The 15,743-nt window shown below is 56.6% G+C and carries 11 protein-coding genes and 3 pseudogenes; 7 read left to right on the top strand and 7 right to left on the bottom strand.

Going from position 1 to position 15,743, the window contains the following annotated elements; genetic code table 11:
* Positions 1–412 precede the first annotated feature (412 nt).
* On the bottom strand, positions 413–1,201 hold the full coding sequence (gene istB, locus BPHY_RS24615) for an IS21-like element helper ATPase IstB (protein WP_012404172.1): 789 nt from the start codon (positions 1,199–1,201) through the stop codon (positions 413–415).
* Between the two features lie 6 nt (positions 1,202–1,207).
* Positions 1,208–1,996: pseudogene (locus tag BPHY_RS24610) on the bottom strand (Mu transposase domain-containing protein); the annotation flags it as partial.
* A gap of 59 nt (positions 1,997–2,055) precedes the next feature.
* On the opposite strand from BPHY_RS24610, the gene BPHY_RS42635 reads away from it, so the two are divergent.
* The 3 genes from BPHY_RS42635 (at position 2,056) to BPHY_RS39795 (ending at position 5,306) form a co-directional block, all read left to right on the top strand.
* Positions 2,056–2,310, top strand: coding sequence for a DUF5372 family protein (locus BPHY_RS42635; RefSeq protein ID WP_167538891.1), 255 nt, complete (start codon positions 2,056–2,058; stop codon positions 2,308–2,310).
* Between the two features lie 188 nt (positions 2,311–2,498).
* Positions 2,499–2,951 carry a helix-turn-helix domain-containing protein gene (locus BPHY_RS24600; protein ID WP_012404130.1) on the top strand — a complete coding sequence of 151 codons (453 nt, stop codon included), beginning with the start codon at positions 2,499–2,501 and terminating at the stop codon, positions 2,949–2,951.
* A 270-nt stretch (positions 2,952–3,221) separates the two neighbouring features.
* Positions 3,222–5,306 (top strand): recombinase family protein, encoded by a 2,085-nt coding sequence (locus tag BPHY_RS39795; RefSeq protein WP_012404129.1) that lies wholly within the window; start codon positions 3,222–3,224, stop codon positions 5,304–5,306.
* A gap of 9 nt (positions 5,307–5,315) precedes the next feature.
* Here BPHY_RS39795 and istA read toward each other — a convergent pair.
* Positions 5,316–6,056, bottom strand: a pseudogene (gene istA, locus BPHY_RS24585) (IS21 family transposase); the annotation flags it as partial.
* Positions 6,057–6,242: 186 nt separating this feature from the next.
* Here istA and BPHY_RS24580 point away from each other — a divergent pair.
* From BPHY_RS24580 to tnpC, 4 genes and pseudogenes are all read left to right on the top strand, one after another.
* Complete coding sequence (locus tag BPHY_RS24580; RefSeq protein WP_012404171.1) at positions 6,243–7,502, top strand: tyrosine-type recombinase/integrase; 1,260 nt, start codon at positions 6,243–6,245, stop codon at positions 7,500–7,502.
* Positions 7,499–8,449, top strand: coding sequence for a tyrosine-type recombinase/integrase (locus BPHY_RS24575; RefSeq protein WP_012404170.1), 951 nt, complete (start codon positions 7,499–7,501; stop codon positions 8,447–8,449). Before BPHY_RS24580 ends, BPHY_RS24575 begins: the two co-directional genes overlap by 4 nt.
* A complete protein-coding gene (locus tag BPHY_RS24570) occupies positions 8,446–9,456 on the top strand; it encodes a tyrosine-type recombinase/integrase (protein WP_012404169.1) in 1,011 nt (336 codons plus the stop codon). The genes BPHY_RS24575 and BPHY_RS24570 overlap by 4 nt, the downstream gene beginning before the upstream one ends.
* A 405-nt stretch (positions 9,457–9,861) precedes the next feature.
* Positions 9,862–10,541, top strand: a pseudogene (gene tnpC, locus BPHY_RS24565) (IS66 family transposase); the annotation flags it as partial.
* A 455-nt stretch (positions 10,542–10,996) separates the two neighbouring features.
* Here tnpC and BPHY_RS24560 read toward each other — a convergent pair.
* From BPHY_RS24560 to BPHY_RS24545, 4 genes are all read right to left on the bottom strand, one after another.
* On the bottom strand, positions 10,997–11,971 hold the full coding sequence (locus BPHY_RS24560; protein ID WP_041764702.1) for a helix-turn-helix domain-containing protein: 975 nt from the start codon (positions 11,969–11,971) through the stop codon (positions 10,997–10,999).
* Between the two features lie 654 nt (positions 11,972–12,625).
* Positions 12,626–13,030, bottom strand: coding sequence for a RidA family protein (locus BPHY_RS24555; protein ID WP_012404167.1), 405 nt, complete (start codon positions 13,028–13,030; stop codon positions 12,626–12,628).
* A gap of 31 nt (positions 13,031–13,061) precedes the next feature.
* On the bottom strand, positions 13,062–14,108 hold the full coding sequence (locus BPHY_RS24550; RefSeq protein ID WP_041764699.1) for an alcohol dehydrogenase catalytic domain-containing protein: 1,047 nt from the start codon (positions 14,106–14,108) through the stop codon (positions 13,062–13,064).
* A gap of 382 nt (positions 14,109–14,490) precedes the next feature.
* Positions 14,491–15,671, bottom strand: a protein-coding gene (locus BPHY_RS24545) for an IS3-like element ISBph1 family transposase (RefSeq protein WP_085965111.1) whose coding sequence is annotated in 2 segments (ribosomal slippage) — positions 14,491–15,419 and positions 15,419–15,671 — 1,182 coding nt in all. Because the reading frame shifts where the segments join, the coding sequence is not laid out codon by codon here.
* Positions 15,672–15,743: the final 72 nt, after the last annotated feature.

The raw sequence follows: 15,743 nt of genomic DNA, 5'->3' as shown, positions 1-15,743 counted from the left end.
GCCGCTCTTGACAGCGTGTTGGGCAACGGTTGCTAAAGGGTAAGCGTCCGACCGTGACCGTATAGACGCCCGACGAGGGCGACGCCATGCTTTCCCCTGGGCACAAATGTGACTGTGTCCACAACGGGAATGGACACAGTGACTGAATTGACCGAAGTCGATGGCCCACGCGCATATCGTCGACATACGCACGACGAGAAGCGTCAGATCGTCGAAGAGACGTCTGCAGACTGACGACGGCGCGACGGCGGCCGATAGGCTGAAGCAGCCTCGCACCGAAGCCAGCAAGCCGACGGGACGCAAGCCACTGCCGTCGCACCTGCCACGTGTCACGGATCGGCGTAATCGAGCCGGGGATGATCGGCGTAATGAGGCCACCTGGAATGGCCCCGAAACGCGATTTCGAAGGGACTCAAGAATGCGTTTTTTTGCCTGATTTTGCAACCGCGTTTTCGCCGTTTTCGGGCATCGGTTTCGGCTTGCGGAAGCTCTCACCCTCAATGACGACGCGGTAGGCGCCGTGCCTTAGCCGATCGAGCGTGGCAGCACCGAGGATGCGGTTGTCGGGGAACGCGTCGCCCCATTCGCTGAAGTCGAGATTCGACGTCAGAATCGTCGCCGCGCGCTCATACCTCGCGGCAATCAGGTCGTGGAAGTCTTCGTCATGGGGCGCACGCAGGGGTTTGAGTGCGAAGTCATCGACGATCAGCACCGGAACGCGCACGAACTGCTGCAACTTGCGTTCATAAAGCTCAGTCGCCCGTGCTGCATGCAGCTTCTTGAGCAATTCGGTTTGCGTGATGAACAGGACATCGCGGCCCTGGCGTGCGGCGCTGTGGCCCAAGGCCTGCGCGAGATGCGATTTGCCGACGCCGGTTTGGCCGACCATCAGCACGCAGACCTTCTCGTCGATATAGCGGCCGGCGGCGAGATCATGGATGTGAGCGCGGTTGAGCTTGGGAACGCGGTCGAAGTCAAAGTTCTCGAGCGTCTTGCCCAGGGAGAAGCCAGCGCGGGCAAGCCGCACGCCGAGCTTCTTCTGCTCTCGCCGTGCGACCTCGTCGTGCAGAAGCATGGCGAGGAACTCCGTGTAGGCAAGTTGCCCGTCGATGGCCTGACGGTTGCGTTGCTCGAGCGAGTCAAGGATGCCCGAGAGGCGCAACTGCTTGAGGATCGTGTTCAGTTCTGGACTGGGATGCATAGGCGTTCAATGGATCAGAAGGGAATGGAGGTCACGGCCGAAGCGGCCGCCGTTCAGATAGGTGTCGGCAGGCGCCGGCGTCGGCGCTGGTGCTGCGGTGGGCTGGCTGTCCAACCCCTTGTCGAGGATCGTCTTGACGGTGCGGTACTTGGGGCTGGCGAACACGAGCGCACGCTCGCACGCAGCCTCCAGCCGTTGATCGCCGACCTTCTCGCGAAGCCTCACGACGCCCTGTGCGCCGCGCAGGTTGACGAGCACCTTGTCGTTGAACATCGCGAGAACGAGCGCGTGGCAGGCTGGCCCGATATCCTTTGCCCGCGCCAGGCACCACTGTGGATCGTGCTCGAGCCACGCTTGCGTTTCGGGCGGCTGGTGGTCACGCACCGTGTGGCGATCGCCGGGCTTGCGCAGGCGCGGATGGGTCGCGACGAGCTCATGGCGGTGGAACACCTGCACGACCGTGTCGGTCGCCTTCAGCCACAGCTGCTTGCCGACGAGCGTGAACGGCACCGAGTACAGTGCCTTCTTGTAGACGACGTGTCCGTCGGTATGCACCTTGACCTCGCACCATACGGCCAGCACTGGCGGCACATCGGGCAGTCTGGCGAGCAGTGGCTTCTCGATGGCGAAACGTGCAAGCGGCTGCTCGCGCGTCGTGCCGTGCTCGCGCGTGCCGGCCTGCTGCATCACCCAGTCGCGCAATTGACGGTTGGCGTCGGCGAGATCGCGGAATTCGCGCAGCGGCACGAAGGATCGTTTGATGTATTTGACTCCGGCCTCAACGATGCCCTTCTCGCAAGTCAGCAACTGTCTGTCATGAGGAACGTCACGTAGTCAAAGGCGCGTCCTTCGAGATTACCCACCCATTCCACCCAGCACGTGGAAATCACTTTGTCCTGGTGAGTCGTAAGCAGAACTGGGGTGAAGATCGCGTGATGTATTACGACGCACACAAGCGTCTGTGCTCGGTGCTGGCATCCTGGACCGATGTCCCGGAGCCAGATCTGTTCGCGCAGGCCTCCGGTGGACATTCCTGGTTTAGGACTGACGACCTGCTTCGATTACGTGCGCTCGTCGACGATTTGTTGGGAGCGCGTGATGTCAAATAAATTTCGCCGCTTACGTAAGAAGAAATATGCCGATATAGAGATGTTCTTGGTTCTGACTCATCAACACTGCCTCAATTTTTACGGGGAAATGACCGCATCGTATAGCGTACACCAGATCACTGAGATTTTTGACAATTCGAACAAAGCGGCGTATTTTAGTTTTCGTTTCGTCAACGAGAGATCATGTAATGACCAAGCCACCGTCAAAGCGCGATCGACTACGCGAACTTGGTGCTCTCAATCCTCATCCCGACCGAATACGGGCGCCATGGTTTCGATCGGGCGATTTCTTCGACCCCGACGACCTTGTTCAGGTCAAGTACGAGATGTTGCGTCATGTTCGGGTCGATGGCGCTTCCAAGGCCGAGGCGGCCGCCCTGTTCGGAATGTCCAGGCCGACCTTCTATCAAGCGGAGAGCGCCTTCGCGAGCGAGGGGCTGCCAGGGTTGCTTCCGAAACAGCGTGGGCCCAAAGGCGCGCACAAACTCAACTCGGTGGTCATGGCGTTCATCGAGGAGCGTCTACAGCAAGACGGCAGCCTTCGCGCTCGCGCGCTTGCGCAGGAGATCGAAACCTGGCTGGAGCTTTCGATCCACCCACGCAGTATCGAACGTGCGTTAGCACGCAAAAAAAAACCGTAGACGATTCGCCGCAATTCCGTCTGCCATCGTCAGCGCTTGCTCGTTACGAAGCGCTACGGGCCGACCTGCTCGACACAGGTCCTAACTCAGAAGGCCACGCGGCCATACGCTTTCATGGCCTGTTGCACGGGCTGGCGATCCAACGCCCGGACGCTTCGCGCATCGAGGCTCCCACTCCAACCGTGCCTGCTTCCAACTCAGTGCGGGATAACGGCGCGCTTGTTCGCGTGCTCGCCAACCTCGTACTGCGCACCCACGAGGAGCTTGCCCATGTCTACTAACTCCGCTCTGAAGGTCACCGCTGAACATCTGCGGCGTGATGCGTTCCTCTACGTTCGACAGTCGTCACTTCGCCAGGTATTCGAGAATACCGAGAGTACGAAACGGCAATATGCGCTGCGCGATCGTGCCGTTTCGCTCGGATGGCCGATCGAACGTATTCACGTCGTCGATAACGATCTCGGTATGTCCGGTTCCAGCACCCAGGGGCGAGATGGCTTTCAGCACCTTGTCGCCGAGGTCGCCAATGGTCACGCCGGCATCGTGCTGGGATTGGAAGTATCGCGTCTTGCGCGCAATAACGCAGACTGGCATCGCCTGATCGAACTCGCATCGCTCACGCAAACTTTGATTTGCGACGAAGATGGAATTTACGATCCTGGTCAATTTAACGACCGCCTTTTACTGGGCTTAAAGGGCGCCATGAGCGAGGCCGAGCTTCATGTTCTCAAAGGCCGGCTACAAGGTGGCATCAAGAACAAGGCACGCCGGGGCGAACTGGAAGTGCCGTTACCCATAGGGCTTGTTTATCACCCGAACGGCTCAGTGGTTCTCGATCCTGATCAACAGGTCAGGGGCGCGCTGCAGTTGCTATTCGATACGTTTCGACAGGCTGCGTCAGCTACAGCCACGGTCAAGCGATTTCGCCAGGAAGGCTGGCTGTTTCCGCGTCGCATCCGCCGGGGGATTGGCAAGGGAGATCTGATTTGGGGGCCATTGGAGCACTGTCGCGTTATTCAGATATTGCACAACCCCCGTTATGCCGGTGCCTTCGTATACGGTCGCACACGCGGAGCATATCGTCAGGGACGCAAATCCTTCGGACTTAAGGTTGACCGCGAGAACTGGCAGGTGTTAATCCAGAATGCGCATCCCGGCTTTATTGATTGGGACGAGTTCGAACGCAACCAGGCGACGCTTAAGCAGAATTTAACGGGATTCGGGCGCGATCGACGAGGCAGCATGCCACGTGAGGGCGTTGGGCTCCTGCAGGGGCGCGTCGTGTGCGGATTGTGTGGCGCACGCATGCGTGTACGGTATCAGGTCGTCGGTAATAAACTCGAACCCTACTATATGTGCACGGAGAACCCAGTGCGCCGTGCCAGCAAACCCTGCCAATCGGTTCGTGGAAGTGCCATCGATGACACGATAGGCTCGCTTCTATTAGAGAGTGTCGCACCGGCTGCTCTCGAGGTCGCGCTAGCTGTAGAAGACGAGATATCCGGGCGCGTCAAACAGGCCGCCGATCAACGTCAGAACCAACTGGCCCGAGCTCGCTACGATGCCGAGCTCGCGCGTCGTCGATATATGAGTGTCGATCCGACCAACCGGCTTGTCGCTGACACGCTCGAAGCGGACTGGAACGAACGTCTACGTGTGCTGGACGGCTTGCAACAGGAGAACGAACGACTCCAGAAGGCCGATCATAAGCTGTTAAGCAGCGATGCGCGAACCAAGATTCAGTCGCTCGCCGAGGACTTCCCTCGTGTTTGGAATGATCAGCGAGTCGTGCCGCTCGAGCGCAAGCGCATGGTCGCTTTGCTCATCGAAGACGTCACCCTGGTCAAATCCGAACGCGTCGCAATCCATGTACGTTTTCGCGGCGGCCGAACTACCTCATTGGAGATCGATAAGCCCAAGCCTATCGCACTGATTCGAAAGACGCTACCGGAAGTCGTTGCGAAGATCGACGAACTTCTCGAAACCGGCTCGGACCGACAAGTCGCAGAACAGCTTAATGCGCTCGGCTATACAAACTGGAAAGGCGAAACGTTCACGCACAAGAAGGTCTACCTCGTACGCACCGCCTACCGGCTCAAGAGCCGGTTTGAGCGCCTGCGCGAACGCGGCATGGTGACAGCCAACGAACTCGCCGCACAACTCGGGGTCTGTCCGACTAGCATCCACCTATGGGCCCGGCGCGGGCTGTTGCGTCAGCATCGCTACGGAAATCTGCATCGCTGTCTCTATGAGCCCGTCGGCGACGTCGTCCTGGTCAAAGGCCAAGGGGGTCGCTACAGTTCGACTCAACCGACGTTTATCGCTGTTCCACCAACCGCACAAGGTGCAGTATGAAGCGTATGCCTTCTTCGCAGGATCGTGTGGAGGGCATGCATCGATCCGGAAGCCGTACCCTTCGGCCAGCGCGGCGTACGAGCGCTGTACCTCGGGATCGTACATACACGCCTTTGTGATCGCGCATTTGGCGTTGTCTATGATGACGCGCTCCACGCGGCCGCCGAACCATTCGAAGGCACGCCGATGGCAGGCCAGCCACGTCTCGACCGTTTGATCGAGGACGATCTCTGCATACTGGTGCCGTGACCAGCACAGCGTCATCACGAAGAACCATGTCTTGAGCACAACCCCGGACTCATGCATGAGCACCGGACCGGCTCCGAAGTCGAGCTGCGCCGCGTCCGCCGGCGCGAACTCCAGGATCGTCGTCGCTCTCACGCCGCGCTCGGCCTTCAGGTGCAGCAGGAAGCGCCGCACTGCCGAATAGCTGCCCGTATAGCCGTGATTGCGCTGAAGCGCGTTGAAGATCGTCGTGCCCTGCACGTCGGCGTCATACCAGCCGCGCACCAGATCGCGAAACGGTTCAATCGTGGAGACGCAGCTACGCGGCAGCTTCGGATTGCGTCCGAAGATCGCTGCCAGTTCGGCGTCGTCCGGCAAGGGCTGACCGGGATCGAGCCAGCCCCGAGCGAGCGCGACTTGCCTGACGGTCTTCAGCTTCCCACGCCCCATCAGGCGTGCGCTGGCAATGTCGCGGTCGGAATCGCCCTGACGCATGCGCGCCAGGACCTGTCGATACTCAAACACTTCGAACCTTAGGTCAAGCTTCGCCTAAGGTTCGTTAGGCGCGGCTGGAAATTAGGTTCAGAGGCGACACGGTGAGAGCCCTTGCATGCGGATAGCACCGTAAAGAGCTGCGATGGGAACTTTGTTGAAGCGCACCTAATTTCGGTGTACTCCTACCGATGCTTACATTGGTTCATGGAGGACATCATGACTGTCAGCAAATTGGCGGCGCACTCATCGCGCTGTAGCATAACTATCGGGAGCCCCGTAGACGCCATCGTTTCCAAATACGTTGATCACCTGCGTGCCCTGCGATATGCGGACGATACGATTCAACACTATCTTGCCTCCTTGCGTCACTTTACGCATCGGCTGAACAAGCGATTGACCCTTGCCGATATCGATAATGCTCTCGTGACGGAGTTTGTCGATCTTCATTTGCCGCATTGCAGATGTCCGCGACCTTGTATGCGCCATGTCAACACGGTACGTGCTGCTCTCCGCCATCTTCTGGCCGTTCTAAAGCAGGAGGGGTTGTGCAACGTCGGTCGCCCTCAGTTGCATACGCCGGTCGACGTCGAACTGGAGCTGTTCAGGCATTACTTGGTCGATAGTTGCGGTTACGCGCAGACCACTTGTCGTAACCGTCTTTGGCATATTCGCAACTTCCTCGACTCTGTCGTCGGTCAGGAGCCGGTAACTGCCGATCGGCTAACTTCAACGGATATCGAGAACTTCACCGCGCGCTGTTTTAAAGGGCGGTGTCACGCGACACGTCGTAGCTACTGTGTTGATCTCGCAAGTTATCTGCGCTTTCGAGGCTTGCACGGAGATGACACTCGCGCTCTCCTCGCCGCGATCCCGAAGATGGCGCCGCCGATACCAGCGCGTCTGCCGATTGCGATGACGGACAGGGAGCTGGATCTCTTTTTCGCAGCGTTCGATTTGACCAAACCGATTGGCATGCGCGATTTCGCAATTGCACGGTGTCTGTCCGATTTGGCGCTACGCCGCATGGAAGTCGCGCGTCTGCAGTTGGGATCGTTCGATTGGCCGAATGGAACGGTAACGCTAACTCATAACAAGGGCGGACGAGAACGCAAGCTACCGCTGCCGGTACAAACGGCGCACGCACTTGTCCGCTATCTACAGCACGGACGGCCCGATACGAGTAATCGTGCCGTCTTTGTCCGGCAAATCGCACCGTACGACAAGCCGATCAGCGCGGTTGCCATCAATCACCTCGTCAGAGCCGCCTTTGTACGCGCGGGCCTCGGCGAGCGATTTCGTGGAGTCCACGTGTTGCGACGCACGGCAGCAACCCGTCTCATTCGAGGTGGCGCATCGCTAAAAGAAGTTGCCGACGTACTGGGGCATAGGCATCTCAACACGACGACCATTTACACCGGGGTTGATCTTGATCGTCTGCGCAAGGTAGCCCAACCATGGCCGGAGCGTCAGTCATGAATGCGTCCCGACTTTGGACCGAGCGCATCGAAGACTACCTTGAATATCGGCGCGACGCTGGATTTAACGTCGTGGGCGACTCGTACAGACTGCGGCAATTCGGCCGCTTCGCCGATCAACAGATGCCGCCGCAGTCACACCTTGTCGTCGAACTAGCCGTGGCATGGGCACATTCGACGAAACGCGACCAACACTTCACATGGGCTCGGCGTCTTGAGCTTCTACGGGGCTTTGCGCGGTACTGGCAGCGTTTCGATCCGCTGACCGAGGTCCCGCCAGGAAGGTTGCTCGGCAGAGCCTATCGACGATTGACCCCGCATATTTTCAGTCAACAGGAATTATCGATGTTGATGGCCGCTGCCGCCGGCCTTCAGCCTCGTGATGGCCTGCGTCCTGCGACTTGCAAGACAATGATCGGGCTGCTCGCAGCGAGTGGACTACGCCCGATAGAGGCCGCACGCCTGACACGTAACGACGTCGATCTTGACCAGGGACTACTGTTTGTCCAGGAAGCAAAAGGGCATCGAAGCCGCTTGATTCCGTTGCATCCGAGCACCACAGAGGCATTACGCACGTACGCGCAACAGCGTGATCGCCTCGTACGCCAGCCACGCAGCGACCGGTTTTTTCTGCTCGATAAAGGTAAGCCAGCCGGCGTACCGACGCTCCAGTGCGCATTGGAAACTCTATGCCGTCGACTGGGGTGGTTGCCACGAGGCGATTATGCGCATCATCGCTGTTATGACTTTAGACATAGTTTTGTCGCCAACAGTCTGTTGCGCTCCGACCGCCACGGGATCGATGCTGACCACGCAATCCTCGCGCTCTCGACTTATCTCGGCCACGCTTCAGTTGCCCACACTTACTGGTACTGCACGGCGGTGCCAGAACTGATGGCAATCGTTGGAGAGCGCTTTCATCAGTATGCCCAAGGGGAATCGACATGAGCCTTGTCACCAACCAGCCACAGGAGTTTGCCTCGCTCCTTCAGCGGTTCTTCATCGAGCGGCTAATGCAGCAGCAGAATGCGAGTGCAAGAACGGTCGAATCATACCGTGACACCTTCCGCATGCTATTGACCTACGCTCAGCGAGTGTTGCATAAGCCGCCCGAGAAGTTTACTCTCGACGAGCTCGACGTCACGTTGATCACTGCCTTTCTGGACCACCTCGAGACTGCACGATCCAATAGCATTCGCAGTCGCAATGCCCGGCTTTCCGCGATACGGACCTTCTATCACTATGTCACGATGCGATGTCCGCAGGCACTGCACCTGGCTCAACAAATTCTCTCGATCCCAACGAAACGGTTCGAGAGACCGCTTCTCGGATTTCTCTCACGTGAGGAAGTTCACGCCTTGCTGGGTGCGCCCGATCCGGATACGTGGTTCGGACAGCGCGACCGTCTATTGCTTATGCTGCTCTACAACACTGGCGCCCGGGTGTCGGAGCTGACCGGAATGCGGGTAGCCGATGTAACGCTCGCTGCGACGCCGTGGGTACGCCTGCATGGCAAGGGACGTAAGCAGCGTGCCGTACCCCTTTGGCGTGAAACTGCGGCAGCGATACGTACCTGGATACGTGACCAGGGTTTGCAACCGGAACAGTCACTGTTGCCAAGTCGCCATGGCGGACCAATGACTCGCGCAAACGTCGCTGAACGATTTTCGCTGGCACTGATGGCAGCAGCGAAGACCTGTCCATCGCTTCTGAAGCGACATATTACCCCGCATTCCATGAGGCACACGGTTGCGACGCATCTCTTGCAGGCCGGTGTAGGCATCACCGAGGTTGCGCTCTGGCTCGGACATGAAAGCCCTCTGACGACGCACGGCTATGTCGAGGCAGATCAGGCAATGAAGCGCCGAGTGCTTGCGAAGGTGAAAGCGCCCGGAGTCAAGGTAACTTCTTACCGCCCGCCCGATTCGCTGCTCAAATTTCTGGAGAGCCTTTGAAATTATTAGGTGAAACATTCCAGCGAGTGAACCCACTTCCACGTTCCCCTTCCCGAGCCAGACGATCGCCTCACAAGCCGGGAAGGGTCTCCCGCACCCCGTGTCTCCAGTTCGACCAAACCTAATCTTCGGACATACCTAACGAACCTCCTTCGACTCATCGGCCCTCCGGGCAAAAAGACCGAAGGTACCGGGTTGCGGAAATTCGAAATGCGTTTCGGGCCGGCGCCCGACAGAACACTGAGCCCGCTACGTGGCTCGATTACGCCGACCCTTCGGTGGCTCCAATACGCCGATCATCGAGTGGCCCGATTGCGCCGATCATGCACTGGCTCGATTGCGGCGATCATCCGGTGGCTCGATTACGCCGATCCCGGAATGGCTCGAATATGCCGGTCAGTGACACCACGCGAAGACGTTGTGTATCAGCCCGATGACGCCTGCTGCCCGCAATGCGGTGGTGAACTGGGTGATCTCGGCGAAGACGTAGGCGAGCAACTCGACTACGTGCCCGGCCATGGCGGGTGATCCGTCATCGACGGGTCAAGAAGGTCTGCGCCTGCTGCGACTGCATCGTGCACGCCGCCGCACGCAGCCGCCCGATCGATCGCGGCATGCCAGGCCCTGGATTGCTGGCACACGTCCTGGTCGGCAAATTCTGCGATCACCTTCCCTTGTATCGCCAGTCAGCGATTTACATGCGTGACGGTGTTGATCTGAGCCGCTCGACACTAGCGGACTGGGTGGATCAGTGCAGCGCGTTGCTACGACCACTCGTAGAGTTCATTCGTCGATACGTCATATCGGCCGCGAAGATCCATGCGGATGACACGCCGGTACCCGTGCTCGAACCCAGCAATGGCAAGACGCGGACCGCCCGATTCTGGACGTATGTGCGCGATGACCGGCCCGCCGGCTCAAAGGACGCGTCCGCAGTATGGTTCGCATACAGTCCAACACGCTCCGGCAAATATCCCCAGACACACCTGAAGGGCTTTAAAGGGATCCTCCAGGCTGATGCATTTGCCGGATACAACGCGGTCTACGATGGCGGCGACCTACGCGAGGCTGGATGCATGGCACATTATCTCGAGTTAAGTTTTATGCGGCGAAACGGTTGTGCTGCAGCGAGCGGACTCGGTCAGCGCCGCGTAGCACTCGGCATAATGCGGTTTGTACCGTGTACCGAACCGAACTATGCCGAGTGGCTCTCGAGGCAACCGCACGACGCGCTCGATTGCGATGGAAGGAGCCCGCGTAGCGCAAGCTCCATTCAGCATAGTCGTTTGCTTCATAGAGATTCCAGGAAGGTGATCAGGTGGTCCCCTGGCCAGAAGCGGCTTGATATGCGGCGCTCGTACGTCAACTGAATGCTACAAATGCCGTCATCTGCAGCCAATTTCAGGCGAGAATTCGGACGACACATGTTTTGAGGGAAGATGAGCCCTATATCCCGACGACAGATGCCCGCTCACATTCCTCAATTATCTCCGACTTCATCTGGCGCCGGATCCGTTGCTTCTGACATTCGAGATCGTTGTCATGTACACAAACCGTGCTCATCTTTTCTCTGTTTTAAAATTTGGCTTGGTGCCGATCCAAATACCCTCTTGAATGAACGACTGAAATGGGACAAGTCACTGAAGCCGCACTGAAATGCAATTTGCGTGACCTGCAAAGCGACGTTCTCTTGTAACAAGCGATAACTCTTCTGCAAACGCCGATTCCACAACGTCTGAGATGGGGTCGTCCCTTCACGAGCAAATATTCGACTTAAAGTACGATCAGAGACGTGCAACGCAGAAGCTATCTCCGCGACGTTCAAAGCTTGATCATCGATTCGCGCATCAATAATCGACAGAGCTTTTTCAAACAACACCCTGCCCTCATAACTTTCATTTACCTCGCTCGCACTCTGTATTTCTAACGCAACTGAAATAGCGTTGATAAATGCATTTGCGAGATGAATTCTCGCCAACAACGGTGTTTCTTCCGTCAGAGCGTACGCTTCGCGCATCAGCCCGGAAAGAAGCGGTTGAATAGACTTCCCATCCGCAATTTTCATGTTCACAAACTTCTCAACCGCAGAAAAGTGGGACCTGATAAGAGAACGCGGCATCCGCACGAGAATTATAGAGTCTGGAATCACCTCATGGCGAAATGGCCGGGCGCCATCGAAAAGCATAATATCCCCCACGCCCATTACCAATTTACGCCCTGCCTGCTGCATCTTTCCACTCCCCGACTCAAGGAGCAATGCGACAATATCCTCGTCAGGCTTGGTTTTCACGTCATGTTCAGTCCGATCCCAAATGTGCTGTTTCGCCGAATATCGTCCAACCAGAAGTTGGCCAACTTGATGACCATTTACCTCCCCCGAAAAGTTTTCTCTAGTCGAGCATTTGCACTCTGCGGGAACGAAGTGCCTAGTCACGCTTTCATGAAAGTAATCGAACTCTTTTCCGACAGAAACATCGGAAGTCGTATACTTAAACGAGTCGATGTGATTAGTCATTTCCCTCTCCAAAACGCTCGTCGTAGAATCTGTGCAATCTAAAGTTTCATCGAATTCATGGCATCGAAATACTGGATTTTCTCGGTGCAATTTTACCGGCGCCACCAAGTAGCGGCATCCTCGTTGCGCATCGAGTTTTGCTGTACAAATAACTGGGGGAAGCACCCGATCAACACGGCAACCACTTACGCAAGCGCCGTCATTACGCAAATCTCGCGCCATCCTTCTTGTTGACACCGGAACTTGGGTAAACAACGAAACTCGTGCAGCTTTCTCGAATCGATCTCAGTTCGGCATCATCTACAGACGGGGTGCCGGCTTCCCGCGGTGCATTGATGCACCAATCTTGCGCGCGACCGCACTACTTTCCGACTACCGAAAGCGGAGTAAAGGGAAATGCGAAGGTTGCTATTCGCGCGAGCGGATAATGGAACTAAGGGCAGAATTCAAGGCCGAGTCGAAGTGTTGAAGGTTCGAGCCATGGCGTGACGAGAATGCGTTTTTTATTATGAGAATTTCCGCGCACAAGCGATGCGAAGCGCATTCATCAACTTTATCAGACGCGACACATCAAGAATTTCAACTGAATTATACCCGACACGGTCTCACTGGTTCAGGTTAGCCTAATCAGCCACCACGTCGGGGATCCGCCATCTACTTATGTGCGTCCAGTCGAATTGTGACCTTAATCTCGACGAGTTGGTCAGGGAACGCAAGTCCCACAATACCGACTGTCGTACTTGCAGGTCGATGCTCTCCAAAGTATCGTTTGTGCGCCGCCGACACCTTATCAAAATGCTCATGGAGATTCCGTACAAGCACGGTGTCTTCAACAATTTGATTCCTGGTTGCGCCGACTTGTTTCAGAATCTTGTCGAGGTTCTCGAATGTCGTGGTGATCTGCCTCTCGAAATCTCCAGCACCGACAAAGTTGCCTTCTGCGTCGTGCGACAATTGTCCTGAAACATAAACGACATCACCGACGACGAGCGCTTGGCTGTAACCGTAGCTCTCTTCCCAGGTGAGACCATGATTGAAAGTTTGACTTTTCATGTCCATATATACCTCAGTAAGTTATCAGTTGCGAAAACTATCGACCAATGAAAACTTTTGTCGCCTTGCTTGTTGACGCCGATGAGAAAGTCTCATACGCCCGGACAGTGTCAAACAATTTAAAGCGGTGAGTGATAAGCGAGGAGGCGCGAATCTCTCCCTTCGATTGCAGGTCAAGCAACGTTGGGACACACCTGCAACTCAGCATGCCAGTTGTCAAGGTTAAATTTTTGATCCACATCGACTCAATCGGCAAACTCACGGGCGACGTGTGAACACCAATATTCGCGACGCGACCAAACGTATTGACCAACGCAAACGCACCCTCCAGAGTTTCCTTCTTCCCCACAGCTTCAATCACAACGTCCGCACCGCCTTTCGGGCACAGCTTCCGTACAGCCTCCACCCAACCAGGTCGTGCGGAATCGACTACGTGATCTGCACCGAGCATTATTGCTGTTTCCAGTCGAAAATCTTCTATACCAACTAGAATGACCGAGGCAGGGTTCTTGAGTCGAGCTGTAATCACAGCAGAAAGGCCAATCGGACCGTCGCCGATGATCACAACAGTGTCGCCGTCACTCACGCGGCCATTTACGACACCAATCTCAAATGCGGACGGGAGTACGTCTGCGGCCAGAATTGCATCTTCGTTAGAAAGACCTTCCGGAATCGCATAAAGTGAATTATCCGCGTAGGGAATTCTGGCATATTCGGCTTGAACGCCGTCGATTGTGTGTCCCAATAACCAACCGTTTTCACCGCTTCCTGAACAATGCGCCGGATAACCCTTCGCGCAGTTCTCACACGTTCCGCAAGAGGTTGTCGGAGGTATAAGGACGCGATCACCAATTCTGAATTTTTTTACATTGGCACCGGTCTCGATAATCGTGCCGATACCTTCATGGCCTAGAATTGTCCCCAATGGGACTTCCGGATGGACGCCCTGCGTGATATGAAGGTCGGTTCCGCAAACCGTGGCCGCCTCAATCTGAACGATTACATCTTCAGGATTTGACAACGTTGGCATGGGTCGTTCTTCCCAACCAATTTTCCCAACGCCGTGAAAGACGAGTGCTCTCATGTTAATGCTCCGAGTAGCGTACCCAGCAACTCATTTCTCTGAGCCAGCGCGATCAGTAGCACAGGCTCTGATTATGCGATCGCAGGTACTTGTTTTGAAACAAACACCTGAATCTCTGGTGTTCGATACCAACATTCAAAACTTCCAAATGTTTGAAGATTAGAGTTTTTTCAGTTTTCACTCGCCCTAAACCAAACACAATACCCGGCATCGTCAGCTCACGCTTCCTTCACTCGTAAGCACACCACCTCAGCTGCGGACCATGCTTGATTTAACCGATCTCCAATCAACATTCACATCGAACTGTCTTGTACGTAGTTTGACTGTTTGAGTTCGATGGTATTGAGCTTCCCTCGGTTTTTCGCCTTCCAGAGGCCCCGGGTTATGCAGCCGTATCCTTTGTCCGCTGAGCCGCAAGCCAGTTTTGCATGAACTGAGTTGGCGACATGAAGCCGAGCGATGAATGACGACGACTGCGGTTATAAAACACTTCTATGTATTCGAACAAGTCCGCTACAGCTTCATGATGCGTGCGATACCTCGTGCCGTGTACCCGCTCGTTCTTCAGGCTGTTGAAGAAGCTTTCCGTCGGCGCGTTATCCCAGCAATTGCCTTTGCGGCTCATCGAGCATCGCATGCCGTACGAAGTCAGCTTGCGCTGGAAGTCGTGGCTCGCGTATTGACTGCCTCTGTCCGAATGATGCAGCGTGCCAGGCGCGGGCCGGCGGCGGAACCATGCCATCGTCAGCGCGTCGGTCACGAGGTCCGCCGTCATGCGTGGCTTGACGGACCAGCCCACGACCTCGCGATTGAACAGATCGAGAGTGACCGCCAGATACAGCCAGCCTTCGTCCGTCCAGATGTACGTGATATCCGAGGTAAACACCTGGTTGGGCTCGGCCGGCGTGAAGTCGCGATTCAACACGTTCGGTGCGACCGGCAGCTTGTGCCGGGAATCGGTTGTCACCCGATAACGGCGCTTGTGACGGGCTCGGATACCGTTGGCGCTCATCAGCCGCTCCACACGTGCTTTGCTGGCCGGAAAGCCGCGAGAGCGCACCTCGTCGGTCATGCGCGGCGAACCGTAAGCGCCTTTGACCTTGGCATGAATCGTTCGAATCAGCGTGAGCAACTGGGCATCAGTCAGCCGCTGTCGCTCAGGCGTGCCGCCGCGCTTCCAGGCGCGATAGCCGTTGATGCTTACAGCAAGGACCTCGCACAGCACCGACAGAGGATACTGCCGGCACTGCGTGTCAATCCAGGCGTACTTCACAGGAGGTCCTTCGCGAAGAACGCCGCCGCTTTTTTTGCGATTTCCAGCTCCATCTGCAAGCGCTTGTTCTCCGCTCGCAGACGCGAGAGTTCCATCTGTTCGGCCGTGACGACCTTTGCCCCGGGGCCATTAAGCTTGCCGGCCTCCGACGCTTTGAGCCAGTTGCGCAGTGTCTGCATCGACATGCCCAGTTCACGGGCCACAGCGCTCACGCTTTGTCCGTCCTTAACTCGTTGCACGGCCGCTTCCTTGAACTCTGCCGTGTACACCTGGTGCGGTACCTTGAACATCTTTTCTTTCCTTCCTTTGGGTCGAGTTTATACGCGACCTGCTGGAAGGCGAAATTTCAGGGGAAGCTCAGT

The organism is Paraburkholderia phymatum STM815 (genome assembly GCF_000020045.1).
GTDB classification, from domain to species: domain Bacteria; phylum Pseudomonadota; class Gammaproteobacteria; order Burkholderiales; family Burkholderiaceae; genus Paraburkholderia; species Paraburkholderia phymatum.
The sequence above is the reverse complement of the archived record's forward strand: the minus strand, read 5'-3'. Positions and strand labels throughout refer to the sequence as shown.

Bases quoted from the DNA above. Each gene is read 5' to 3' on its own strand.
- istB (WP_012404172.1), bottom strand. From the start codon at position 1,201: ATGCATCCCAGTCCAGAACTGAACACGATCCTCAAGCAGTTGCGCCTC.
- BPHY_RS24600 (WP_012404130.1), top strand. From the start codon at position 2,499: ATGACCAAGCCACCGTCAAAGCGCGATCGACTACGCGAACTTGGTGCT.
- BPHY_RS39795 (WP_012404129.1), top strand. From the start codon at position 3,222: ATGTCTACTAACTCCGCTCTGAAGGTCACCGCTGAACATCTGCGGCGT.
- BPHY_RS24580 (WP_012404171.1), top strand. From the start codon at position 6,243: ATGACTGTCAGCAAATTGGCGGCGCACTCATCGCGCTGTAGCATAACT.
- BPHY_RS24575 (WP_012404170.1), top strand. From the start codon at position 7,499: ATGAATGCGTCCCGACTTTGGACCGAGCGCATCGAAGACTACCTTGAA.
- BPHY_RS24570 (WP_012404169.1), top strand. From the start codon at position 8,446: ATGAGCCTTGTCACCAACCAGCCACAGGAGTTTGCCTCGCTCCTTCAG.
- BPHY_RS24560 (WP_041764702.1), bottom strand. From the start codon at position 11,971: ATGACTAATCACATCGACTCGTTTAAGTATACGACTTCCGATGTTTCT.
- BPHY_RS24555 (WP_012404167.1), bottom strand. From the start codon at position 13,030: ATGGACATGAAAAGTCAAACTTTCAATCATGGTCTCACCTGGGAAGAG.
- BPHY_RS24550 (WP_041764699.1), bottom strand. From the start codon at position 14,108: ATGAGAGCACTCGTCTTTCACGGCGTTGGGAAAATTGGTTGGGAAGAA.